Origin of the sequence: Saccharopolyspora shandongensis (assembly GCF_900106995.1) — a bacterium.
Classification (GTDB): domain Bacteria; phylum Actinomycetota; class Actinomycetes; order Mycobacteriales; family Pseudonocardiaceae; genus Saccharopolyspora; species Saccharopolyspora shandongensis.
The window spans coordinates 256530-273563 of sequence record NZ_FNOK01000006.1; the positions used below are offsets into that span (position 1 = coordinate 256530).

A 17034-nucleotide genomic window follows, 5' to 3' on the forward strand; every position below is an offset into this window, starting at 1 on the left:
GGCCCACGGCCCGCCCGGATCAGAACAGGAGGGCCATGAGCTGGATCGGGATCATGGCGATGATCGACGCCGCCGAGACCGTCAGCGTCACCGACTTCAGGGCTCCTCGCGTCGTCTGCGGCAGCAGGGTCTGCAGCAGCCAGAACGTGTTGCTGGTCGCGTGGATGACGAACAGCGAGCCCGCGCCCGCCGCCAGGGCGACGAAGATCGGGTCGATGCCCAGCAGCGGCATCACCGGGCCCAGCACGCCCGCGGCGGTGATCGACGCCAGCGTCACCGAGCCGATCGCGATGTGCAGCACCGCTGCCACCAGCCACACCAGCAGCAGCGGCACGACCGTGCTGGTGGAGAAGTAGTCCTTCAGCAGCTCGCCCAGGCCGACGTCCTTCACCGTCTGCGCCAGCGAACCGCCGACGCCGGTGAGGATGAGGATCTGGCCGCTCTCGTGGAAGCCGCGCTTGAACGCCGCCGCGGTCTGCTCCGCCGGGAGCTTCCAGCGCGCGATGAGCACCGCCCCGATCAGGCCGATGAGCAGGGCGATCACCGGGTCACCGAGGAAGTCGACCCACGGCGAGGAGAACTCGGCCATCTCCGCGATGGCGCCGAAGGCGATCAGCGCCAGCGCGAGCAGCAGCGGGGCCAGCAGCAGCGGCAGCGGCGGGAGTTCGCGCGGCGACCGCTCCTCGTCGGCGACCTCGGCGACCGGCAGCTCCTCGGTCTCGTCCAGCTTCGGGTTCCACAGGCCGCGCTTGGCCAGCGCGGTGAACAGCGCCAGCGTGACGACGATGGTGAAGACCGCGGTGACGGTGCCGAAGAGGAACATCTTGCCGAACGGCAGGTCCAGCACGCCGGCCAGCGCGACGGCCCCGACGCCGGGCACCACGAACACCAGGCCGACCTCGATGCCCAGCGCCATCGCCGCGCACATCCGGGCCGCGCCGTACGGCCCGATCTGCCGGGACAGCCGGCTGGCCAGCGGCGCGGTGATCACCAGCAGCACGTCCGCGAAGATCGACTGGAGGACCGTGCCGACGGTGGCGCCGAAGGTGTAGGGCAGGCTGCGCGGCCCGAAGGTGCGCACGAGCAGGTCGACGAGCTTCTCGATCGCGCCGAGCGAGGCCATCAGCGAGCCGAGCAGCACGCCGAACGCGATCAGCAGCCCGACCTCGGTCATCAGGTCGCCGAAGCCGGTGGTGATGGACTTGATGGTCTGCTCGGGGCCTAGCCCGGAGACGAGGCCCAGGTAGATCGCGCCGAGGACGAGCGCGATAGCTGGGCTGATCTTGGCGCGGAGGATGAGCACGACGACGCCGACGATGGTTATCGCGGCGTTGGCGAAGACAACGATGTCCGACATCTATGGGTCCGATTCGTCGGGGTCGGCACGAGCCGACTCCTGAGTTCTGCGGCGAGCAGCGCTTTTCCCGCCGGGTCGGGTTTTGCCCACCCGGCGGCTACGAAGACGGACCGGCGAAGCATACACATGATCGTTGCGTGATCAAGGTCTTGTTAATCCTCATCCGGGTAATTACCGTCCTGTCTTGCCGAATAAAGGCATTGGTTTCCCAAATATTGACAAAGCAGGGGCTTGCGGAGACGGACAACTCCACGCCCCGGGCGCTCACATCGCCCTTGCCGCAACACCGTGAAACAGGAGAAGACCGATGGCGCCCAACGGACACGGGCCCCTCACCGGGATCCGGGTGGTCGAGCTCGGCAACTTCATCGCCGCCCCGACCGCGGGCCGGATCCTCGCCGAGTTCGGCGCCGACGTCATCAAGATCGAACGCCCCAAGACCGGCGACGAGCTGCGCAACTGGCGGCTGCACGGCGGCGACGTGTCGCTGCTGTTCCGCACCATGGCGCGCAACAAGCGCTCGATGACCCTCGACCTGCGCTCCGCGCAGGGCCAGGGCGTCGCGCGGAAGCTGATCTCCGGCGCGGACATCGTGCTGGAGAACTTCCGGCCCGGCACGCTGGAGAAGTGGGGACTCGGCCCGGCGGAGATCCGCCGGGCCAACCCGGGAGCCGTGCTGGTGCGGATCTCCGGGTTCGGGCAGACCGGGCCGTACCGGGAGCGCCCGGGCTTCGGCGGCGTCGCCGAGGCCTTCGGCGGCGTGCGGCACCTGACCGGCTATCCAGGCATGCCGCCGGTGCGCACCGGCGTCAGCCTGGCGGACTCGGTGGCCGGGCTCTACGCGGTCATCGGCGCGTTGATGGGGCTACTGCGCCGCCGCTCCGGCGAGCCCGGCGAAACCGTCGACGTCGCGCTGTACGAGGCGATCTACTCGCTGATGGAGTCCTCGGTACCGGACTTCGACGCCTTCGGCGTCACCAGGGAGGCCACCGGGGCGACGATCCCCGGGGTCGTTCCGTCGAGCACCTACCGGTGCGCCGACGGCAAGTACGTGGTGGTCGGTGGCAACAACAACGCCATCTACGCCCGGCTGATGGACCTGATCGACCGCCCCGACCTGGCCGGCGATCCCGCGCTGCAGACGAACGTCGGCCGGGTCGAGCGGGGCGCGGAGATCGACGACGCGATCGGCTCCTGGACGGCGCGGCTGGACAGCCCGCGGGTGCTGGAGCTGCTCGCCGGGGCGTCCGTCCCCAGTGGACCCATCTACGACGTGCCGGACATCGTGGCCGATCCGCACTTCGCGGCCCGCGGGATGCACGAGCGGCACCCGGTGCGGATCGAGGGCGACGAGACCCGCGAGGTGCTGTTCCCCGGCATCGTCCCGAAGCTGACCGAAGAACCGGGCGGCACCCGCTGGCTCGGCCCGGAGCTGGGCCAGCACACCGACGAGGTGCTGGCCGAGCTGGGGCTCTCCCCGACCGAGACCGCCGAGCTGCGGGCCGAAGGAGTGATCTGAATTGGTACTCATCACCGAGGTGTCGCTGCGCGACGGGCTGCAGATCGAGCCGGTGATCGTGCCCACCGCCGACAAGGTCCGCTTCGGCGAGCTGCTGGTCGACGCGGGTTTCCAGCACCTGGAGATCGGTTCGTTCGTCAACCCGAAGCGGGTGGCGACGATGGCCGACACCGCCGAGGTCGTCGCGGGCCTCGCCGACCAGCCGGCGACCTTCCACACGCTGGTGCTCAACGAGCGGGGCGCGCAGCGCGCCGTCGAGGCGGGCGCGAAGAACGTGCGGCTGGTGCTTTCGGCCAGCGAGGGCCACAGCGTGTCGAACGCCGGTGTCGGCACGGAGGAAGCGATGCAGCGCATCGCGCGGGCCGCCGAGATCGTGCACGACGCCGGAATCCGCACCGAAGGCTGCATCGCGACCGCGTTCGTCTGCCCCTTCGACGGCGACACCCCGGTGGAGCGCGTCGTCCGGGTCGCGCGGCACTACGCGGACATCGGCGTCGACGTGCTGCACCTCGCGGACACCATCGGCGCGGCATCGCCGGGCGACATCAACCGCGCCGTCACCGCGGTGCGCGACGTCTTTCCCGTGGAGCGAACGGGTCTTCACCTGCACAGCACCTACGGCATGGCCGACGCCAACGCCTGGGAGGCCTACCGCTGCGGCATCCGGCGCTTCGACGCCGCGCTCGGCGGGCTCGGCGGCTGCCCGTTCGCGCCGGGCGCGACCGGCAACATCGCCGCCGACGACCTGATCCACCTGTTCCACCGGGAAGGCATCGACACCGGGATCGACGTGTCCAAGCTCGGCGCGCTGCGCGATCACCTCGCCGGGCTGGTCGGGCACGCGCTGCCGTCGGCGCTGGCGAAGATCCCGGCCGCTCCCGCGGAAGTCCGGCGCTAGCCGTGGCCGCGGAACCGTTCGCCACCGGCGTCGGCGTCCTGGACCGCTCGGTGGCCATCCTGGACTGCGTGGAAAGCCAGCCGATGGGCACCAGCGAACTGGCCAGGACGCTCGGCCTGACGGTGTCCACCGCGCACCGGCTGGCCACCGCTCTCGTCGCCCACGGCCTGCTGCGGCGCGACGCGGCGGGCTGCTTCCACCTCGGCCCGCGCTTCGCGACCTCGGCGCTGGCCGAGACCGCGCGGCCGGTGCTGGAAGAACTGTGCGTAGCGGCGGGAGAATCGGTGCAGCTGTGGGTCCGGCGGGCAGACCACCGGCTGTGCATCGTGAGCGTCGAGTCGCCGGAGGAACTGCGGGCCAGCCAGCCCGCGGGCACCCTGCTCCCGTTCCCGCACGGATCGTCCGGTCAGGTGCTACTCGGCGAGAGGAACCCGGACGGCCACGACTGGGTCGAGAGCGTCCAGGCTCGCGCGCCGGGCGTCGGTTCGGTCAGCGCTCCGGTGCGCCTGCACGGCGACACGGTCGCGGCGGTGTGCCTTTCGGCGCCTACGCAACGACTCCTGCCGAGCCCCGGGCAGCGCTTCGGCGCCCAGGTCGTCGCCGCCGCGGAACGGATCGGAGCGGCCCTCGGCGGCTAGTTCGCGGCCGCTGCTGGGCGAACGGGTTCGACGGCGATCCGGCCGACGGGTAACGCAGAACCCCGGCACCTCCGTCCACATCGGACGGGGATGCCGGGGGTTCGCGCGAGCTCAGCGGGCCAGCTGGGTCTCCAGCTGGTCGGCCAGCTTGTTCATGATCCCGGCGTAGCTGGCGTAGCTCATCGGCGCGACCGCGTCCCATTCGACGAAGCGGTTCGCGGCGGCCGCCGGGTGCGAGGCGAACACCGGGTTCTCCTTCATCTGCTCCGGCTTCATCGAGGCGGGCCGGGCGTCCCACAGCAGGACGTCGCCGGGGTAGGCGTTGGCCTTCTCCCAGGACAGCCGCTCGAAGTAGCCGCCGCCGGCCACGTCCGGGTTCTGCGGCGTCGTGATCGGCAGACCCAGCTCCTTGACGTAGTAGTCCAGGTCCGGGTTGCGGGCCGGGACCACCACGAAGTACTCCTCCTTGGTACCGCCCACGGCGAGGATCGACTTGCCCTCGGCGCGCATCCGCGCCCCGATGTCGCGCAGGCGCTGGGCGGCCGCGTTGAACCGGTCCTCGTCGGCCTTCACCCGCTCCGAGTCGACGTCGCCGCCAAGCGCGCGAGCCAGTTCCTTGTACTTGCGGATGGCCTCGGGCAGCGCGATCCCGGACTGCACGACGCCGGCCGTCGGCACGATCCGCTTGACCGCGTCCTCCTGGTCCTGGACCAGGTGCCAGAGACCGGGGAATTCCGCGTACTTGCCGCTGACCAGCAGTTCCGGCTTGAGGGAGGTCAGCCGCTCCAGGTTCACCTCGCCGTAGCCCGGCCCGGTGACGTCGGTGACCTGGCGGGGATCAATGCTGCCCGCCTCCGGCTCGGTGGAGCCGTCGTCGCGCACCAGCGGCCCGAAGGTGCCGACCACGTTCACCCCGAAGTCCTTCAGCGCCCCGGCCGACGAGACCTGCGCGACGATCCGCTCCGGGCGCTTGTCCGCGTTCAGAGTGATCCCGCGATCATCGGTGTAGGACCATCCGGTGCCCGCCTGGTCGTCCTGACCTGGCGAAGCGCATGCCGTCAGCGAACCGACGGCGACGAGCAGCGCGGTAGCGGCTCGGATCTTGTGACGCAAACCAACCTCCCCAAATTCGTAAGGCTAGGCTAACCTAGCATTCGATCTCGGGAGGTTACGGATGCCAGGTACGCGGACCGCGCAGTTGACCGAGCACAAGCCCGTCTACCGGACGTTCCCGGTCGAGGTAGCGAGGGTGCAACGGCTCGGTCCGAGCTTCGTCCGGATCACCTTCACCGCCGAGTGCCTGCGCTCCTTCGGCGCCGGCGGGCACGACCAGCGGATCAAGCTGGTGCTGCCGCAGCCCGGCCGCACACTCGCGGACTTCCCGAGCGGCGCCGACTGGTACCAGCGGTGGCTGGCGATGCCCGACGAGATCCGCCCGAACCTGCGCACCTACACGGTCCGCGCCTACCGCGGCGAATCCGCCGAGCTCGACGTCGACTTCGTGCTGCACGGCGGACCCGGCCACGGCGGCCCCGCCTCGAACTGGGCGGCGCAGGCGCGACCCGGCGACGAGATCGGCCTGCTCGGCCCCGACCGGCCGGGCACCGGCCGCATGTGGGGCTGCGAGTGGGCGCCGCCCGCGGCGGCCAGCCACCTGGTGCTCGCCGGTGACGAGACCGCCGTGCCCGCCGTCGCCTCCATCGTCGAATCGCTCCCGCCGTGCGCTCGCGGCATCGTCTGCCTCGAAGTGCCGGAAGAGCACGACCGGCAGGACTGGAACCTGCCCGACGGCGTCGAGGTGCGCTGGTTCCCCCGATGCGCCGCGACGCCGCACGGCACGCTGCTGGAGGAAGGCGTCGCCGAGGCGCTGAACGAGCTGCGCCCGTCGTCGCGCGGCGACGCGGCCGAACCGGACGACGTCGACGTGGACACCACGACGCTGTGGGAGGTGCCCGACACCCCCGCCGACGCGGCCTCGCCCGACGCCTTCTACGGCTGGCTGGCCGGCGAGGCGGGCGTGATCAAGCGGCTGCGGCGAATGCTGGTCAACGACTACGGCATCCCGAAGCAGGCGGTCGCCTTCATGGGCTACTGGCGCGAGGGCCACTGCTGACCCCCTGATCTGTCGGTGCCTTCGGTTACTGTGCTCTGCGACACCAAAAGTCCAGTGCAGAGGTAGCCGAAGGGGCGCAGCAATGGCCGCCACGACCACGATGGCCACCGACGATTTCGTCGCGCAGGCCGACCCGTACCGCCGGGAACTGCTGGCGCACTGCTACCGGATGCTCGGCTCGCTGCACGACGCCGAGGACCTGGTGCAGGAGACGTACCTGCGCGCCTGGCGCGCCTACGACCGGTTCGAGGGCCGCTCGTCGCTGCGCACCTGGCTCTACCGGATCGCCACCACCACCTGCCTGACCGCGCTGGAGAACCGGAAGCGCCGGCCGCTGCCGACCGGCTTGGGCGGCCCCACCGACGATCCCGGCGGCGAGCTGGTCGAGCTGCCCGAGGTGGCGTGGCTGGAACCCATCCCCGACGGCATGATCACCGACGAGCACACCGATCCCGCGGCGATCGTCGGCGCACGGGAGAGCACCCGGCTGGCGTTCATCGCCGCCCTGCAGCACCTGCCCGCCCGGCAGCGCGCGGTGCTGATCCTGCGCGACGTGCTGAAGTGGAAGGCCGCCGAGGTCGCCGACGCGCTCGGCATCAGCACCGCCGCGGCCAACAGCGTCCTGCAGCGCGCCCGGGCCCAGCTCGACCAGGTCAAGCCGTCCGAGGACGACGCCCCGCAGCCGCTGACCGCCGAGCAGCGGCAACTGCTTGAGTGTTATGTGGCGGCGTTCGAGGCCAAGGACATCCCGGCCATCGTGCAGATGTTCACCGACGACGCGGTCTGGGAGATGCCGCCGATCGCGACCTGGGTGCGCGGCGCGGAGCACATCGGCCAGCTGGTCGACCTCCAGTGCCCGGCCGGTCCGGGCGAGTTGCGGCTGCTGCCGGCGCGGGCGAACGGCCAGGTCGCCTTCGGCGTGTACCGGCTCGAGCCCGACGGCGTGTTCCGGCCGTTCCACCTGCAGGTGCTGGACTTCGACGGCGCGAAGGTCAAGCACACCGTCGCGTTCTTCGACGTCGGCCTGTTCCCCAAGTTCGGCCTGCCCGACACCTGCCCGGCGTGATCCGGCGCACCGGAACCGGGGCGGGCAGGGCGGCTAGCTCAGCGGGTGCTCGGCGAGGAACCGCAGCACGGCGCCGGAGGATTCGGCCTGCTGCTCCTCGAAGTAGGCGTGGCGGGCACCTTCGAGGTAGTACAGTTCGGCACCGGCGATGCGCCCGGCGAGGATCGCGGCGTTCTCCGCCGGGCTGAAGATGTCGTCGGCGCCGTGCAGCACCAGCGTCGGCGCCGTCACCCGGTCCAGCTCCGCCCAGCTGTCGTGGCCGTTGCTGGCCCGGAGGTGCCCGCGCCGGGCGTGGTGGGGCATCCGCCCGCCGAGCGTGACGTACGGGCCGGGATGGGTCCGCACCCATTCCGGCGTGTACATCAGGTCGATCAGGGCTTCGCGCGCCGCGTCCGCCGACGGCTGCGCCAGGGACCGGGTCACCTCGGCGTCGGCGCGCAGCCCGCGGGTGCCGCCGACCGAGGTGCAGCCCAGCACCAGCGCACCGATCCGGTCCGGGTGGTCGATCGCCACCCACTGCGCCACCTTGCCTCCCATCGAGGTGCCGTAGACGTGTGCTCGCGCGATGCCCAGGTCGTCGAGGACGGCGATCACGTCACCGGCGAAGCGGCGGACGCTGTACTCCGCGTCGGCGGGCTTGTCGCTCTGCCCGGTGCCGAGGTAGTCCAGCACGATCGTCAGGTAATCGTCCTCGAAGTCGGCGTGCACGTTGTCCCACCAGTGGTGGGTGTTCGCCTGCCCGCTCAGCAGCACCAGCGGTTCGCCGGAGCCCCGGACCTGGTAGTAGATCTTCGCTTGGTCAGCTGTCGTCGCGAACGGCACGCGAACATCCTAGAGTGGCCGGCGGAGACGTCTGGGTGCCTGGTGGCCCCCTCGGCCTTCAAAGCCGGTGGCACCGAGAACCTCGGTGCGGCGGGTTCGATTCCCGTCCGTCTCCGCCGGTAAACCCGCCGCCGACGTGCTGCAATGGGGCCATGCCCGAGACCGCGGCGATTCGCCTGACCCAGTACGCGCACGGCGGCGGTTGCGCCTGCAAGATCCCGCCCGGCGAACTGGAGTCGGTCGTCGGCGGCCTGGCGCCCGTCGTCGAACGGCCGAACGCGGAACTGGTCGTCGGCCTGGACACCGGCGACGACGCCGCCGTGGTGCGCGCCGACGGCGGGCCGGCGATCGTGGTCACCACGGACTTCTTCACGCCCGTCGTGGACGATCCCTACGACTGGGGCCGCATCGCCGCCACGAACGCGCTCTCCGACGTCTACGCGATGGGCGGGACGCCGATCGTCGCGGTCAACCTGCTCGGCTGGCCGCGAGACGTCCTGCCGTTCGAGCTGGCCGCGGAGGTGCTGCGCGGCGGTTGCGACGCCGCCGGGGCGGCGGGCTGCCACGTCGGCGGCGGGCACAGCGTCGACGATCCCGAGCCGAAGTACGGCCTGGCGGTCACCGGCCTGGTCGAGCCGGATCGGTTGCTGCGCAACGACACCGCGCGTCCCGGCCTGCCGCTGTCGCTGACGAAACCACTGGGCATCGGCGTCCTCAACACCCGGCACAAGAGCACCGGCGAACGCTTCGAGCAGGCGATCGACGCGATGACGACGCTGAACCGCGATGCCGCCGCCGCGGCGGCGCGGGCGGGGGCGGTGTGCGCGACCGACGTCACCGGATTCGGCTTGCTGGGCCACCTGTTCAAGACGATGCGCGCCTCCGGCACCTCCGCCGAGATCGACGTGACCGCCGTGCCGTACCTCGACGGCGCGCGGGACGCGGTGCGGGCCGGGTTCGTCAGCGGCGGCACCCGCCGGAACCTCGACTGGGTGCGGCCGCATCTCGATCCTGGTTCGGCGCCGGAAGAAGACCTGCTGCTGCTCGCCGACGCGCAGACCTCCGGCGGGCTGCTCGTGGTCGGCGAGGTGCCCGGCGCGGCGGTGATCGGCCGGGTCCGCCCTGCCGGCGCCGCGACGATTTCGCTGCTCTGAAACGCATCCGCCCACATCGTGGGCAGCCGCGGTGATCCATTGACGCTTCCCGGGGACGCTTCTAGCGTTCTAGGCATGGCTCAGTCGGTGCAGTTGGTCACCAGGGACCACGTCGACCTCCTCCGGGTGAGCTCCGCCGCCTGTCCGCGGCGCTGAGCGCCCGCAGTCCCGCGCTTCTCCCGGCATCGTTCGCCGGTCCCACACGCCGCTTAGCCCCGGCGCCGTTCCCGCGCGCCTCCGGCGCGCTCCCCACTTGAATCCACTGTGGAGTCAACTCCGCCCGGCAGCAAGGACCTGCAGATGGCACCACGACCGAACCTGCACCTCGCGGTGGCGCTGGACGGCGCCGGCTGGCATCCCGCCGCGTGGCGGGAGGAATCCGCCCGCTCCGCCGAGCTCTTCACCGCCGACTACTGGGTCGACATCGTGCGGGAAGCGGAGCGCGGGCTGCTCGACCTCGTCACGATCGAGGACTCGCTCGGCCCGCAGACCACCCTCGACGAGGGCCCGGACGACCGGACCGACCAGGTGCGCGGCCGGCTCGACGCCGGGCTGATCGCCGCCCGCGTCGCGCCCCGCACCACGCACATCGGCCTGGTGCCCAGCGCGGTCGTCACCCACACCGAGCCGTTCCACATCTCCAAGGCGGTCGCGAGCCTGGACTACATCAGCGCCGGCCGCACGGGCTGGCAGGCGCGGGTTTCGGGGCGCCGCAGCGACGCCGCGCACTTCGGCCGTCGCGAGGTCGACCCGGTGGAGCTGTTCGACGAGGCCGCGGACTACGTGGAGGTGGTCCGCCGGCTGTGGGACAGCTGGGAGGACGGCGCGGAGATCCGCGACGTCGCGACCGGCCGGTTCATCGACCGCGACAAGCTGCACTACATCGACTTCGCCGGGAAGTGGTTCAACGTCAAGGGACCGTCGATCACGCCCCGCCCGCCGCAGGGCCAGCCGCTGGTGACGGCGCTCGCGACGGAGGCGGCCACGCACCGGTTCGCCGCCCGTGCCGCGGACATCGCCTTCACCACCCCGCACGACGCGGAGCAGGCGCGGATCGTCGTCGAGCGGATCCGCGCCGAACAGCTCGACGCCGGGCGGGCGCACGACGCCCTGCACGTCTTCGGCGACCTGGTCGTGTTCCTCGGCGAAGGCGCGGCCGATCGCAAGGCACGGCTGGACGAGCGGGACGGTTCGGTGTCCACATCGGACTCTCCGGTGTTCACCGGCACCGCGGCCGAACTCGCCGACCGGCTGCTCGCCTGGCGCGAGGCGGGGCTTTCCGGATTCCGGCTGCGGCCCGGCGCAATCCCGCACGACCTGACCGCGATCACTCGGGACCTGGTTCCGGAACTGCAACGTCGCGGGGCGTTCCGCACCGCGTACGAGGCCGACACGCTGCGCGGCCTGTTCGGCCTGCCCCGGCCCGCCAGCCGCTACGCCACCGCCGGAGGACACCAATGAGCAAGCAGATTCACCTGGCAGCGCACTTCCCGGGCGTGAACAACACGACGGTGTGGAGCGATCCGGCTTCGCTGAGCCAGATCGAGTTCTCCTCGTTCGCGCACCTGGCGCGCACCGCCGAGCGCGGGAGGTTCGACTTCCTGTTCCTCGCCGAAGGGCTGCGGCTGCGCGAGCACGCCGGGAAGATCTACGACCTGGACGTGGTGGGCCGGCCGGACACCTTCACGGTGCTGGCCGGGCTGGCCGCCGTCACCGAACACCTCGGGCTGGCGGGCACGATCAACTCGACGTTCAACGAGCCCTACGAGGTGGCCCGGCAGTTCGCCAGCCTCGACCACCTCTCGGGCGGCCGGGCGGCCTGGAACGTCGTCACGTCGTGGGATGCGTTCACCGGCCAGAACTTCCGGTGCGGCGGCTTCCTGCCGGAGGACCAGCGCTACGAACGCGCCGAGCGGTTCCTGCGCACCGCGTGGGAGCTCTTCGACTCGTGGCACGGCGACGAGATCGTCGCCGACAAGGAATCCGGGGTCTTCATCGGGGACCCGCTGGCCGGTTCCTTCGCGCTCCGCGACGCGCACTTCGACATCGCGGGCCGCTTCAACGTGCCCCGCAGCCCGCAGGGCCGGCCGGTCATCTTCCAGGCCGGCGATTCCGACGCGGGCCGCGAGTTCGCCGCCTCGGCCGCCGACGCGATCTTCACCGGCCACGCAACCCTGGAGGCGGGCAAGGCGTTCTACGCGGACGTCAAGGGCAGGCTCGCCCGGCACGGCCGGTCCCACGAGGAGCTCCTGGTGTTCCCGGCGACGACCGTCGTGCTCGGCGACACCGACGCGGAGGCCCACGAACGCGCCGCGCACATCCGGCGCCAGCAGGTCAGCGGGCAGACCGCCATCAGCTTCCTGGAACAGCTCTGGAACACCGACCTCAGCGACCTGGACCCGGACGGACCGCTGCCGGAGTTCGATCCGGCGATCGGCACCGACGCGATCACCAAGGGCAGGGCGAGCACCCGTCGGCACCGCGACCCGATCGCCATCGCCCGGCAGTGGCGCGAGCTGGCGGAGGCCAAGCAGCTGTCGATCCGCGAGCTGATCATCGAGGTCACCGCGCGGCAGTCGTTCATCGGCACCGCGGCGAGCGTGGCCGAGGCGATGAACCGGTCTGTGCAGGAAGAGGCGTCCGACGGTTTCATCCTCGTCCCGCACCTCACCCCCGGCGGCCTGGACGAGTTCGTCGACACCGTGGTGCCGCTGCTGCAGGAGCGCGGCGTGTACCGCACCGAGTACCCAGGTGCGACGCTGCGCGAGAACCTCGGGCTGCCGCCGCTGGAAAACCCCCGGCAGAGCGCGAAAACCGCATCATGACCGAGCCGTCCCGGAGGTCTCCGGTGTCCACTGCCCTCTCCGTCCTCGACCTGTCCCCCATCGTGTCCGGGCAGGGACCGGCGGACGCCCTGCACAACACCATCGACCTCGCGAAGCGCACCGAACATCTCGGTTACCGGCGCTACTGGGTCGCCGAGCACCACCTCACGCCCGGCGTCGCCTCGGCGGCGCCGGCGGTGCTGATCGCGCTGATCGCGGGCGTGACCAGCCGCATCCGGGTGGGTTCGGCGGCGGTGCTGCTGGGCCACCACGCCCCGCTGGTGGTCGCCGAGCAGTTCGGCACGGTCGCGCACCTGCACCCGGGCCGCATCGACCTCGGCCTGGGCCGCTCGGGCCTGGTCCGCGGCCGGGACTTCGTGCGCCGGTTCGCCGATCCGGCCGACGGCCCGGCGCCCGAGGGAAAGGTGGTCGACGGCCTGCTGATCCCGCCGAAGCCGCGGGCGCTTGCCAAGTCGAAGCGGTTCCTGGCCCGGATCGAGGAGCAGCAACGGCTGCTGAGCACCGGCGATCCCGCGGAAGCACCACTGGACTACCGCACCCAGGTCGAGCACATCCTGCGGTTCGCCGGCGGCGACTTCCGGTCGTCCACCGGCGAAGCGGTGCACGCCGTGCCCGTCGAGGGTGCCGATCTCGACGTCTGGGTCCTCGGCTCCAGCGCCGGCGAGAGTTCGGCCGCGGCGGGGTCGCTGGGTCTGCCGTTCGCGGCGAACTACCACGTCAGCCCGTCCACGGTGCTGGAGGCGGTCGCGTCCTACCGGGAAGGTTTCGCCGCCTCCGCGAAGCTGCCCCGGCCCTACGTGGTGGTGTCGGCGGACGTGGTGGTCGCCGACACCGACGAGCGGGCCCGGGAACTCGCCGCTCCGTACGGGCCGTGGGTGCACAGCATCCGCGCCGGGGAGGGCGCGATCCCGTTCCCCAGCCCGGCCGAGGCCGCCGAGTTCCGGTGGACCGACCAGGCGCGGGAGATCGTCGCCGACCGGGTGGACACGCAGATCGTCGGCACGCCGGAGGCGGTGGCGCGCAAACTGGCGACACTGCGCGACGCCACCGGCGCCGACGAACTCGTGATCACCACGGTCACGCACGACCACGCCGACCGGGTCCGCTCCTACGAACTGCTCGCGAAGGCCTGGCAGTAGGCCTAGCCGCGGCCGATGAACGGCATCGCGGTGGCGGTGACGGTCAGGAACTGCACGTTGGCGTTCAGCGGCAGGCCCGCCATGTAGAGCACGGCGTCGGCCACGTGCCGGGCGTCGAAGGTCGGTTCGGGGCGCACCGAGCCGTCCGCCTGCACCGCGCCGGTGGCGATGCCCGCGGTCATCTCGGTGGCGGCGTTGCCGATGTCGATCTGCCCGCAGGCGATGTCGTAGGGCCGGCCGTCCAGCGAGATCGACTTGGTCAGGCCGGTGATGGCGTGCTTGGTGGCGGTGTAGGCGACGCTGCGCGGCCGCGGGCTGTGCGCGGAGATCGAGCCGTTGTTGATGATCCGGCCGCCCTGCGGGTCCTGCTCCCGCATGACGCGGAAGGCGTGGTGCGCGCACAGGAACGAGCCGGTCAGGTTGGCCTGCACGACGGCCTGCCAGTCCGAATAGGACAGTTCGCCGACCGAGCCGGCGGCGCCGAAGGTGCCCGCGTTGTTGACCAGCAGGTCCACCCGGCCCCAGGCGTCGCGAACGCCGTCGAACAACGCGGCGACCGACTCCGGGTCGCCGACGTCGGCCGGCACCACGAGGGCGGCGTCCGAGTCCTGTGCGGTCTCCCGCAGCGGCTCGGGCCGCCGTCCGGCCAGGGCCACCCGGTAGCCCGCGCCGAGCAGCGCCCGCGCGATCTCCCGCCCCACGCCCGATCCGGCCCCGGTCACCACCGCGACTCGCATGTCGCTCATCAGCCCTCCCGTCGTCATTGCCAGCGGGCTCATTGATACCCCACGGCCGCGCACGGGTACTCCGGCGCCATGAGCATGCGTCCACGAAGCGCGCGAGCGGCGCTGTGCGGCCCGGCGTTGCTCGCGGCGTTCGCCGCACCGGTGGGCTGCGCCGAAGCACCGACGAACCTCCCCGTCGTGCCCGTGCAAGTGCAGAGCGGGGAGGTGACGGTGCGCGGCGTCGTGCGCAGCGGGGTCGAGCAGGGGTGCCTGGTCCTCAGCACCGCCGACCGGGAGTACCTGCTGGTGCATCCCCCGTCCACGCTGCGGCCGGACGTGACCGCGGTCGTCCGCGGCAGGATCGAGCCGAACATGGTCACGACCTGCATGCAAGGCACGCCGCTGGTGGTCTCGGAGGCGCACACCGCGTGAGCCGGTCACCGGCGTAAGCGGGTGCTCTTGACCTCCTTCCCGTGCAGCGCGAGCGCGTAGATGACGATCAGGTCCAGCACGATGACGACGCTGGACCAGAACGGAGAACCGAGGAAGAACGCGATGTTGGCGAGCAGGCTCACCACGGCGATGGCGATCGCGGCCACGCGCGCCCACACCCAGCCAGAGATCACCCCGACGCCGGCGGCGGCGAGGACGACGCCGAGCACGACGTAGGCCCACCCGACGTGGACGACCGCAGGGGTGCCGACCGGTGTGACGAGGCTGGTCCCGGAACGCGCGAAGGACGCGATGCCGTAGATCACCTGAACGACGCCGACGATCAGCAGGACGATGCCGGCGAAGATCACCCACCCCAGCCACCGAGTGGGTAGGCCGCGATGCGGCACGTTGTGGGACGTCATGGTTCGGCTCCCTCCGCGGACTCCACCGCCAAAGGGTTACGAGGCACCCCGAGACGATCCAGGGCCGAATTGCCTTTAATCCGGTGTGCCCGCCGACGCGTCGGCCCAAACGGTGGAGGAGCGCGGGGTGTCGATGCAGTAGTCCGTGGCGCGCGCCGCGAACAGCCGGGCGCCCAGGTCGAAGGCCTTGCCGAGGGGATCGCCCGGATCCCGGGCGACTTCGCCGCGCGAGTTGCCGAAGCCCTGCACGACGCCGACGAAGTCGTGGTGGAGGTAGCGCGCGAGCTCCTGCAGGTGCGCGGTGACGCCGACCAGCGAGCCGGGGTAGGTCTCCTCCGAGCTGACGACGGCGGCCAGCCGCTTGTTCACCAGCCGCCGCTTGACGTGCTCGTGTTCCGGGTAGCCGGCGGCCTCGTAGCAGAAGATCCGGTCGATGAAGATCTTCAGCTGCCCGGAGATGCCGTACCAGTAGAGGGGCGTGGCGAGCACGAGCGCATCGGCGGGGAGGACCTTGCCCACCAGGAGGTCCTCGTAGTCGTCACCGATGGAGCAACGCCCGGCGGCGTTGCGGCACACCCGGCAGTCGCGCAGCGGTGCTGAGACCACGTCGGAGAGATCGATGATCTCGACGTCGTGGCCGGCCTGCGCGGCGCCGGCGAGCACTGATTCGGCGAGCATGCGGGAATTTCCGTCCTTGCGGGGACTGGAGCTCAAGGCAAGAACTTTCACCGGGTAAGACACCCCCGTTTGATCGCGGTGTACGTGCAGCCCAATGCTCACCAGGAACAACCATGAAGACAAGCGGGACATTAAGGCCGGTACTGATAAGCTTTTGTGCATGTTCGCCCCGACCCGGCTGCGCCTCCTGGTCGCCCTCCACGAACAAGGAACGTTGCACGCCGCAGCGGCCGCGCTGCACGTGTCACCGTCCGCAGCTTCACAACAGCTGGCGACCCTCACGAAGGAAGCAGGGACACCGCTGACGGAGGTCGACGGCCGCCGCCTGCGCTTCACCGAAGCCGGCCGAGTCCTGGTGGACCACGCATACGCGCTGCTCGCCAACCTGGAACACGCATTCGGCGACGTGCAAGCGGCGGCCCGGGGAGACCTGGGACAACTCTGCGTAGGCGGTGTCCCGTCGCTGATCCCGACGGTGCTGATCCCGGCGGCGCAGGCCATCCGCGAACAGCATCCGAGGCTGCGGGTCGGTATCCACGAGATCACGGTGCCGGACTGCCTGGACCAGCTGTGCAGCGGAGACCTGGACGTGATCGTCTCGGTGACGGCGGACGTGGCGCTCCCCGACGACGACCCGAGGTGCACCCGCATCGAGCTCGGCACCGACGACTGCCACCTAGTGGTCCCGGCAACCCACCCGATCGCCGACCACCAGGTGGCCGACCTGAAGCGGCTGGCCGACGAGGACTGGATCAGCACGGCCGCAGGAGACGCCTGCGACCAACTGCTGCACTCGACGTGCGCAGCAGCAGGCTTCCGCCCGAACGTCCGGCACCGAGCCAGCGACTGGGCCGCGATCGCCGCACTCGTCGAGGCTGGACTCGGCATCGCCCTCGTACCAAGCCACGCCCGCCTACCGACCACGGCGGCGCTGACCACGATCGACGTCGAGGATGGCCCGGTACAACGGCGAATCCACGCAACGATCCGCCGAGGCACCGAAACCCGGCCAGCGGTGGCCCGCTACCTCACAACCCTGAAGACGGCCGTCGCACAGCACCGCGCATCCGGCTAGCGGCGAACGAATTCAAGAGGCCAACGCCAAACGATCAGAGGGCGTCACGATTCGCCCGCCGGGCCCCGTGGCGCGGGGATGAGCTCCCGGAGGTACTCGCGGTGCCGGGCAGGCAGTGCTCTGCCGCCTGGTCTTGGTGTTCGTCTG

17 protein-coding genes and 1 tRNA gene are annotated in these 17034 nt (G+C 71.1%); 12 read left to right on the forward strand and 6 right to left on the reverse strand.

The window, feature by feature from the left end; translation table 11 throughout:
• Window positions 1-19 precede the first annotated feature (19 nt).
• Window positions 20-1357: a GntP family permease gene (locus BLW84_RS09275; RefSeq protein WP_093263647.1), complete on the reverse strand. Its 1338-nt coding sequence runs from the start codon at window positions 1355-1357 to the stop codon at window positions 20-22.
• 307 nt (window positions 1358-1664) lie between these two features.
• Between BLW84_RS09275 and BLW84_RS09280 the strand changes: the two genes are divergently transcribed.
• Genes BLW84_RS09280 through BLW84_RS09290 form a run of 3 tightly spaced genes read left to right on the forward strand, consistent with a single transcriptional unit; the run spans window position 1665 to window position 4412 of the window.
• Window positions 1665-2876, forward strand: coding sequence for a CaiB/BaiF CoA transferase family protein (locus BLW84_RS09280; RefSeq protein WP_093263649.1), 1212 nt, complete (start codon window positions 1665-1667; stop codon window positions 2874-2876).
• Window position 2877: 1 nt separating this feature from the next.
• A complete protein-coding gene (locus tag BLW84_RS09285) occupies window positions 2878-3774 on the forward strand; it encodes a hydroxymethylglutaryl-CoA lyase (RefSeq protein WP_093263652.1) in 897 nt (298 codons plus the stop codon).
• Window positions 3775-3776: 2 nt separating this feature from the next.
• Window positions 3777-4412: an IclR family transcriptional regulator gene (locus tag BLW84_RS09290; RefSeq protein ID WP_093263654.1), complete on the forward strand. Its 636-nt coding sequence runs from the start codon at window positions 3777-3779 to the stop codon at window positions 4410-4412.
• A gap of 111 nt (window positions 4413-4523) precedes the next feature.
• On the opposite strand, the gene BLW84_RS09295 is transcribed toward BLW84_RS09290, so the two are convergent.
• Window positions 4524-5525, reverse strand: a complete 1002-nt coding sequence (locus tag BLW84_RS09295; protein WP_093263657.1) for an ABC transporter substrate-binding protein — start codon at window positions 5523-5525, stop codon at window positions 4524-4526.
• 61 nt (window positions 5526-5586) lie between these two features.
• On the opposite strand from BLW84_RS09295, the gene BLW84_RS09300 reads away from it, so the two are divergent.
• Window positions 5587-6525 carry a siderophore-interacting protein gene (locus BLW84_RS09300; RefSeq protein WP_093263659.1) on the forward strand — a complete coding sequence of 313 codons (939 nt, stop codon included), beginning with the start codon at window positions 5587-5589 and terminating at the stop codon, window positions 6523-6525.
• Between the two features lie 82 nt (window positions 6526-6607).
• Window positions 6608-7591 (forward strand): sigma-70 family RNA polymerase sigma factor, encoded by a 984-nt coding sequence (locus BLW84_RS09305; protein WP_093263662.1) that lies wholly within the window; start codon window positions 6608-6610, stop codon window positions 7589-7591.
• 33 nt (window positions 7592-7624) lie between these two features.
• Here BLW84_RS09305 and BLW84_RS09310 read toward each other — a convergent pair whose 3' ends face one another.
• Window positions 7625-8413: an alpha/beta fold hydrolase gene (locus BLW84_RS09310; protein ID WP_093263664.1), complete on the reverse strand. Its 789-nt coding sequence runs from the start codon at window positions 8411-8413 to the stop codon at window positions 7625-7627.
• A 23-nt stretch (window positions 8414-8436) separates the two neighbouring features.
• Here BLW84_RS09310 and BLW84_RS09315 point away from each other — a divergent pair.
• The 5 genes from BLW84_RS09315 to BLW84_RS09335 all read left to right on the forward strand — a co-directional run bounded on the left by BLW84_RS09315 (window position 8437) and on the right by BLW84_RS09335 (window position 13552).
• Window positions 8437-8529: transfer RNA gene (locus BLW84_RS09315), tRNA-Sec, on the forward strand.
• 36 nt (window positions 8530-8565) lie between these two features.
• Window positions 8566-9567, forward strand: coding sequence for a selenide, water dikinase SelD (gene selD / locus BLW84_RS09320; protein WP_093263668.1), 1002 nt, complete (start codon window positions 8566-8568; stop codon window positions 9565-9567).
• Between the two features lie 300 nt (window positions 9568-9867).
• Complete coding sequence (locus BLW84_RS09325) at window positions 9868-11028, forward strand: LLM class flavin-dependent oxidoreductase (RefSeq protein ID WP_093263670.1); 1161 nt, start codon at window positions 9868-9870, stop codon at window positions 11026-11028.
• A complete protein-coding gene (locus tag BLW84_RS09330; protein ID WP_093263672.1) occupies window positions 11025-12392 on the forward strand; it encodes an NtaA/DmoA family FMN-dependent monooxygenase in 1368 nt (455 codons plus the stop codon). The genes BLW84_RS09325 and BLW84_RS09330 overlap by 4 nt, the downstream gene beginning before the upstream one ends.
• On the forward strand, window positions 12389-13552 hold the full coding sequence (locus BLW84_RS09335; RefSeq protein WP_093263674.1) for an MsnO8 family LLM class oxidoreductase: 1164 nt from the start codon (window positions 12389-12391) through the stop codon (window positions 13550-13552). The genes BLW84_RS09330 and BLW84_RS09335 overlap by 4 nt, the downstream gene beginning before the upstream one ends.
• 2 nt (window positions 13553-13554) lie before the next feature.
• Here BLW84_RS09335 and BLW84_RS09340 read toward each other — a convergent pair whose 3' ends face one another.
• Window positions 13555-14298, reverse strand: coding sequence for an SDR family oxidoreductase (locus BLW84_RS09340; protein WP_093263676.1), 744 nt, complete (start codon window positions 14296-14298; stop codon window positions 13555-13557).
• Window positions 14299-14367: 69 nt separating this feature from the next.
• Between BLW84_RS09340 and BLW84_RS09345 the strand changes: the two genes are divergently transcribed.
• A complete protein-coding gene (locus tag BLW84_RS09345) occupies window positions 14368-14709 on the forward strand; it encodes a hypothetical protein (RefSeq protein WP_143060900.1) in 342 nt (113 codons plus the stop codon).
• 5 nt (window positions 14710-14714) lie between these two features.
• On the opposite strand, the gene BLW84_RS09350 is transcribed toward BLW84_RS09345, so the two are convergent.
• Together BLW84_RS09350 and BLW84_RS09355 are read right to left on the reverse strand one after the other, a co-directional pair.
• Window positions 14715-15134: a DUF7144 family membrane protein gene (locus BLW84_RS09350; RefSeq protein ID WP_093263681.1), complete on the reverse strand. Its 420-nt coding sequence runs from the start codon at window positions 15132-15134 to the stop codon at window positions 14715-14717.
• A gap of 75 nt (window positions 15135-15209) precedes the next feature.
• Entirely contained in the window at window positions 15210-15974 is a 765-nt protein-coding gene (locus BLW84_RS09355; protein WP_425441698.1) for a flavodoxin family protein, read from the reverse strand.
• Here BLW84_RS09355 and BLW84_RS09360 point away from each other — a divergent pair.
• A complete protein-coding gene (locus BLW84_RS09360) occupies window positions 15973-16887 on the forward strand; it encodes a LysR family transcriptional regulator (RefSeq protein ID WP_177226371.1) in 915 nt (304 codons plus the stop codon). The genes BLW84_RS09355 and BLW84_RS09360 overlap by 2 nt on opposite strands.
• Window positions 16888-17034: the final 147 nt, after the last annotated feature.

Coding starts and splice junctions, on each gene's coding strand:
- selD (WP_093263668.1), top strand. CDS start 8,566: ATGCCCGAGACCGCGGCGATTCGCCTGACCCAGTACGCGCACGGCGGC.
- BLW84_RS09335 (WP_093263674.1), top strand. CDS start 12,389: ATGACCGAGCCGTCCCGGAGGTCTCCGGTGTCCACTGCCCTCTCCGTC.
- BLW84_RS09330 (WP_093263672.1), top strand. CDS start 11,025: ATGAGCAAGCAGATTCACCTGGCAGCGCACTTCCCGGGCGTGAACAAC.
- BLW84_RS09280 (WP_093263649.1), top strand. CDS start 1,665: ATGGCGCCCAACGGACACGGGCCCCTCACCGGGATCCGGGTGGTCGAG.
- BLW84_RS09345 (WP_143060900.1), top strand. CDS start 14,368: ATGAGCATGCGTCCACGAAGCGCGCGAGCGGCGCTGTGCGGCCCGGCG.
- BLW84_RS09360 (WP_177226371.1), top strand. CDS start 15,973: ATGTTCGCCCCGACCCGGCTGCGCCTCCTGGTCGCCCTCCACGAACAA.
- BLW84_RS09340 (WP_093263676.1), bottom strand. CDS start 14,298: ATGAGCGACATGCGAGTCGCGGTGGTGACCGGGGCCGGATCGGGCGTG.
- BLW84_RS09355 (WP_425441698.1), bottom strand. CDS start 15,974: ATGCACAAAAGCTTATCAGTACCGGCCTTAATGTCCCGCTTGTCTTCA.
- BLW84_RS09275 (WP_093263647.1), bottom strand. CDS start 1,357: ATGTCGGACATCGTTGTCTTCGCCAACGCCGCGATAACCATCGTCGGC.
- BLW84_RS09300 (WP_093263659.1), top strand. CDS start 5,587: ATGCCAGGTACGCGGACCGCGCAGTTGACCGAGCACAAGCCCGTCTAC.
- BLW84_RS09350 (WP_093263681.1), bottom strand. CDS start 15,134: ATGACGTCCCACAACGTGCCGCATCGCGGCCTACCCACTCGGTGGCTG.
- BLW84_RS09325 (WP_093263670.1), top strand. CDS start 9,868: ATGGCACCACGACCGAACCTGCACCTCGCGGTGGCGCTGGACGGCGCC.
- BLW84_RS09305 (WP_093263662.1), top strand. CDS start 6,608: ATGGCCGCCACGACCACGATGGCCACCGACGATTTCGTCGCGCAGGCC.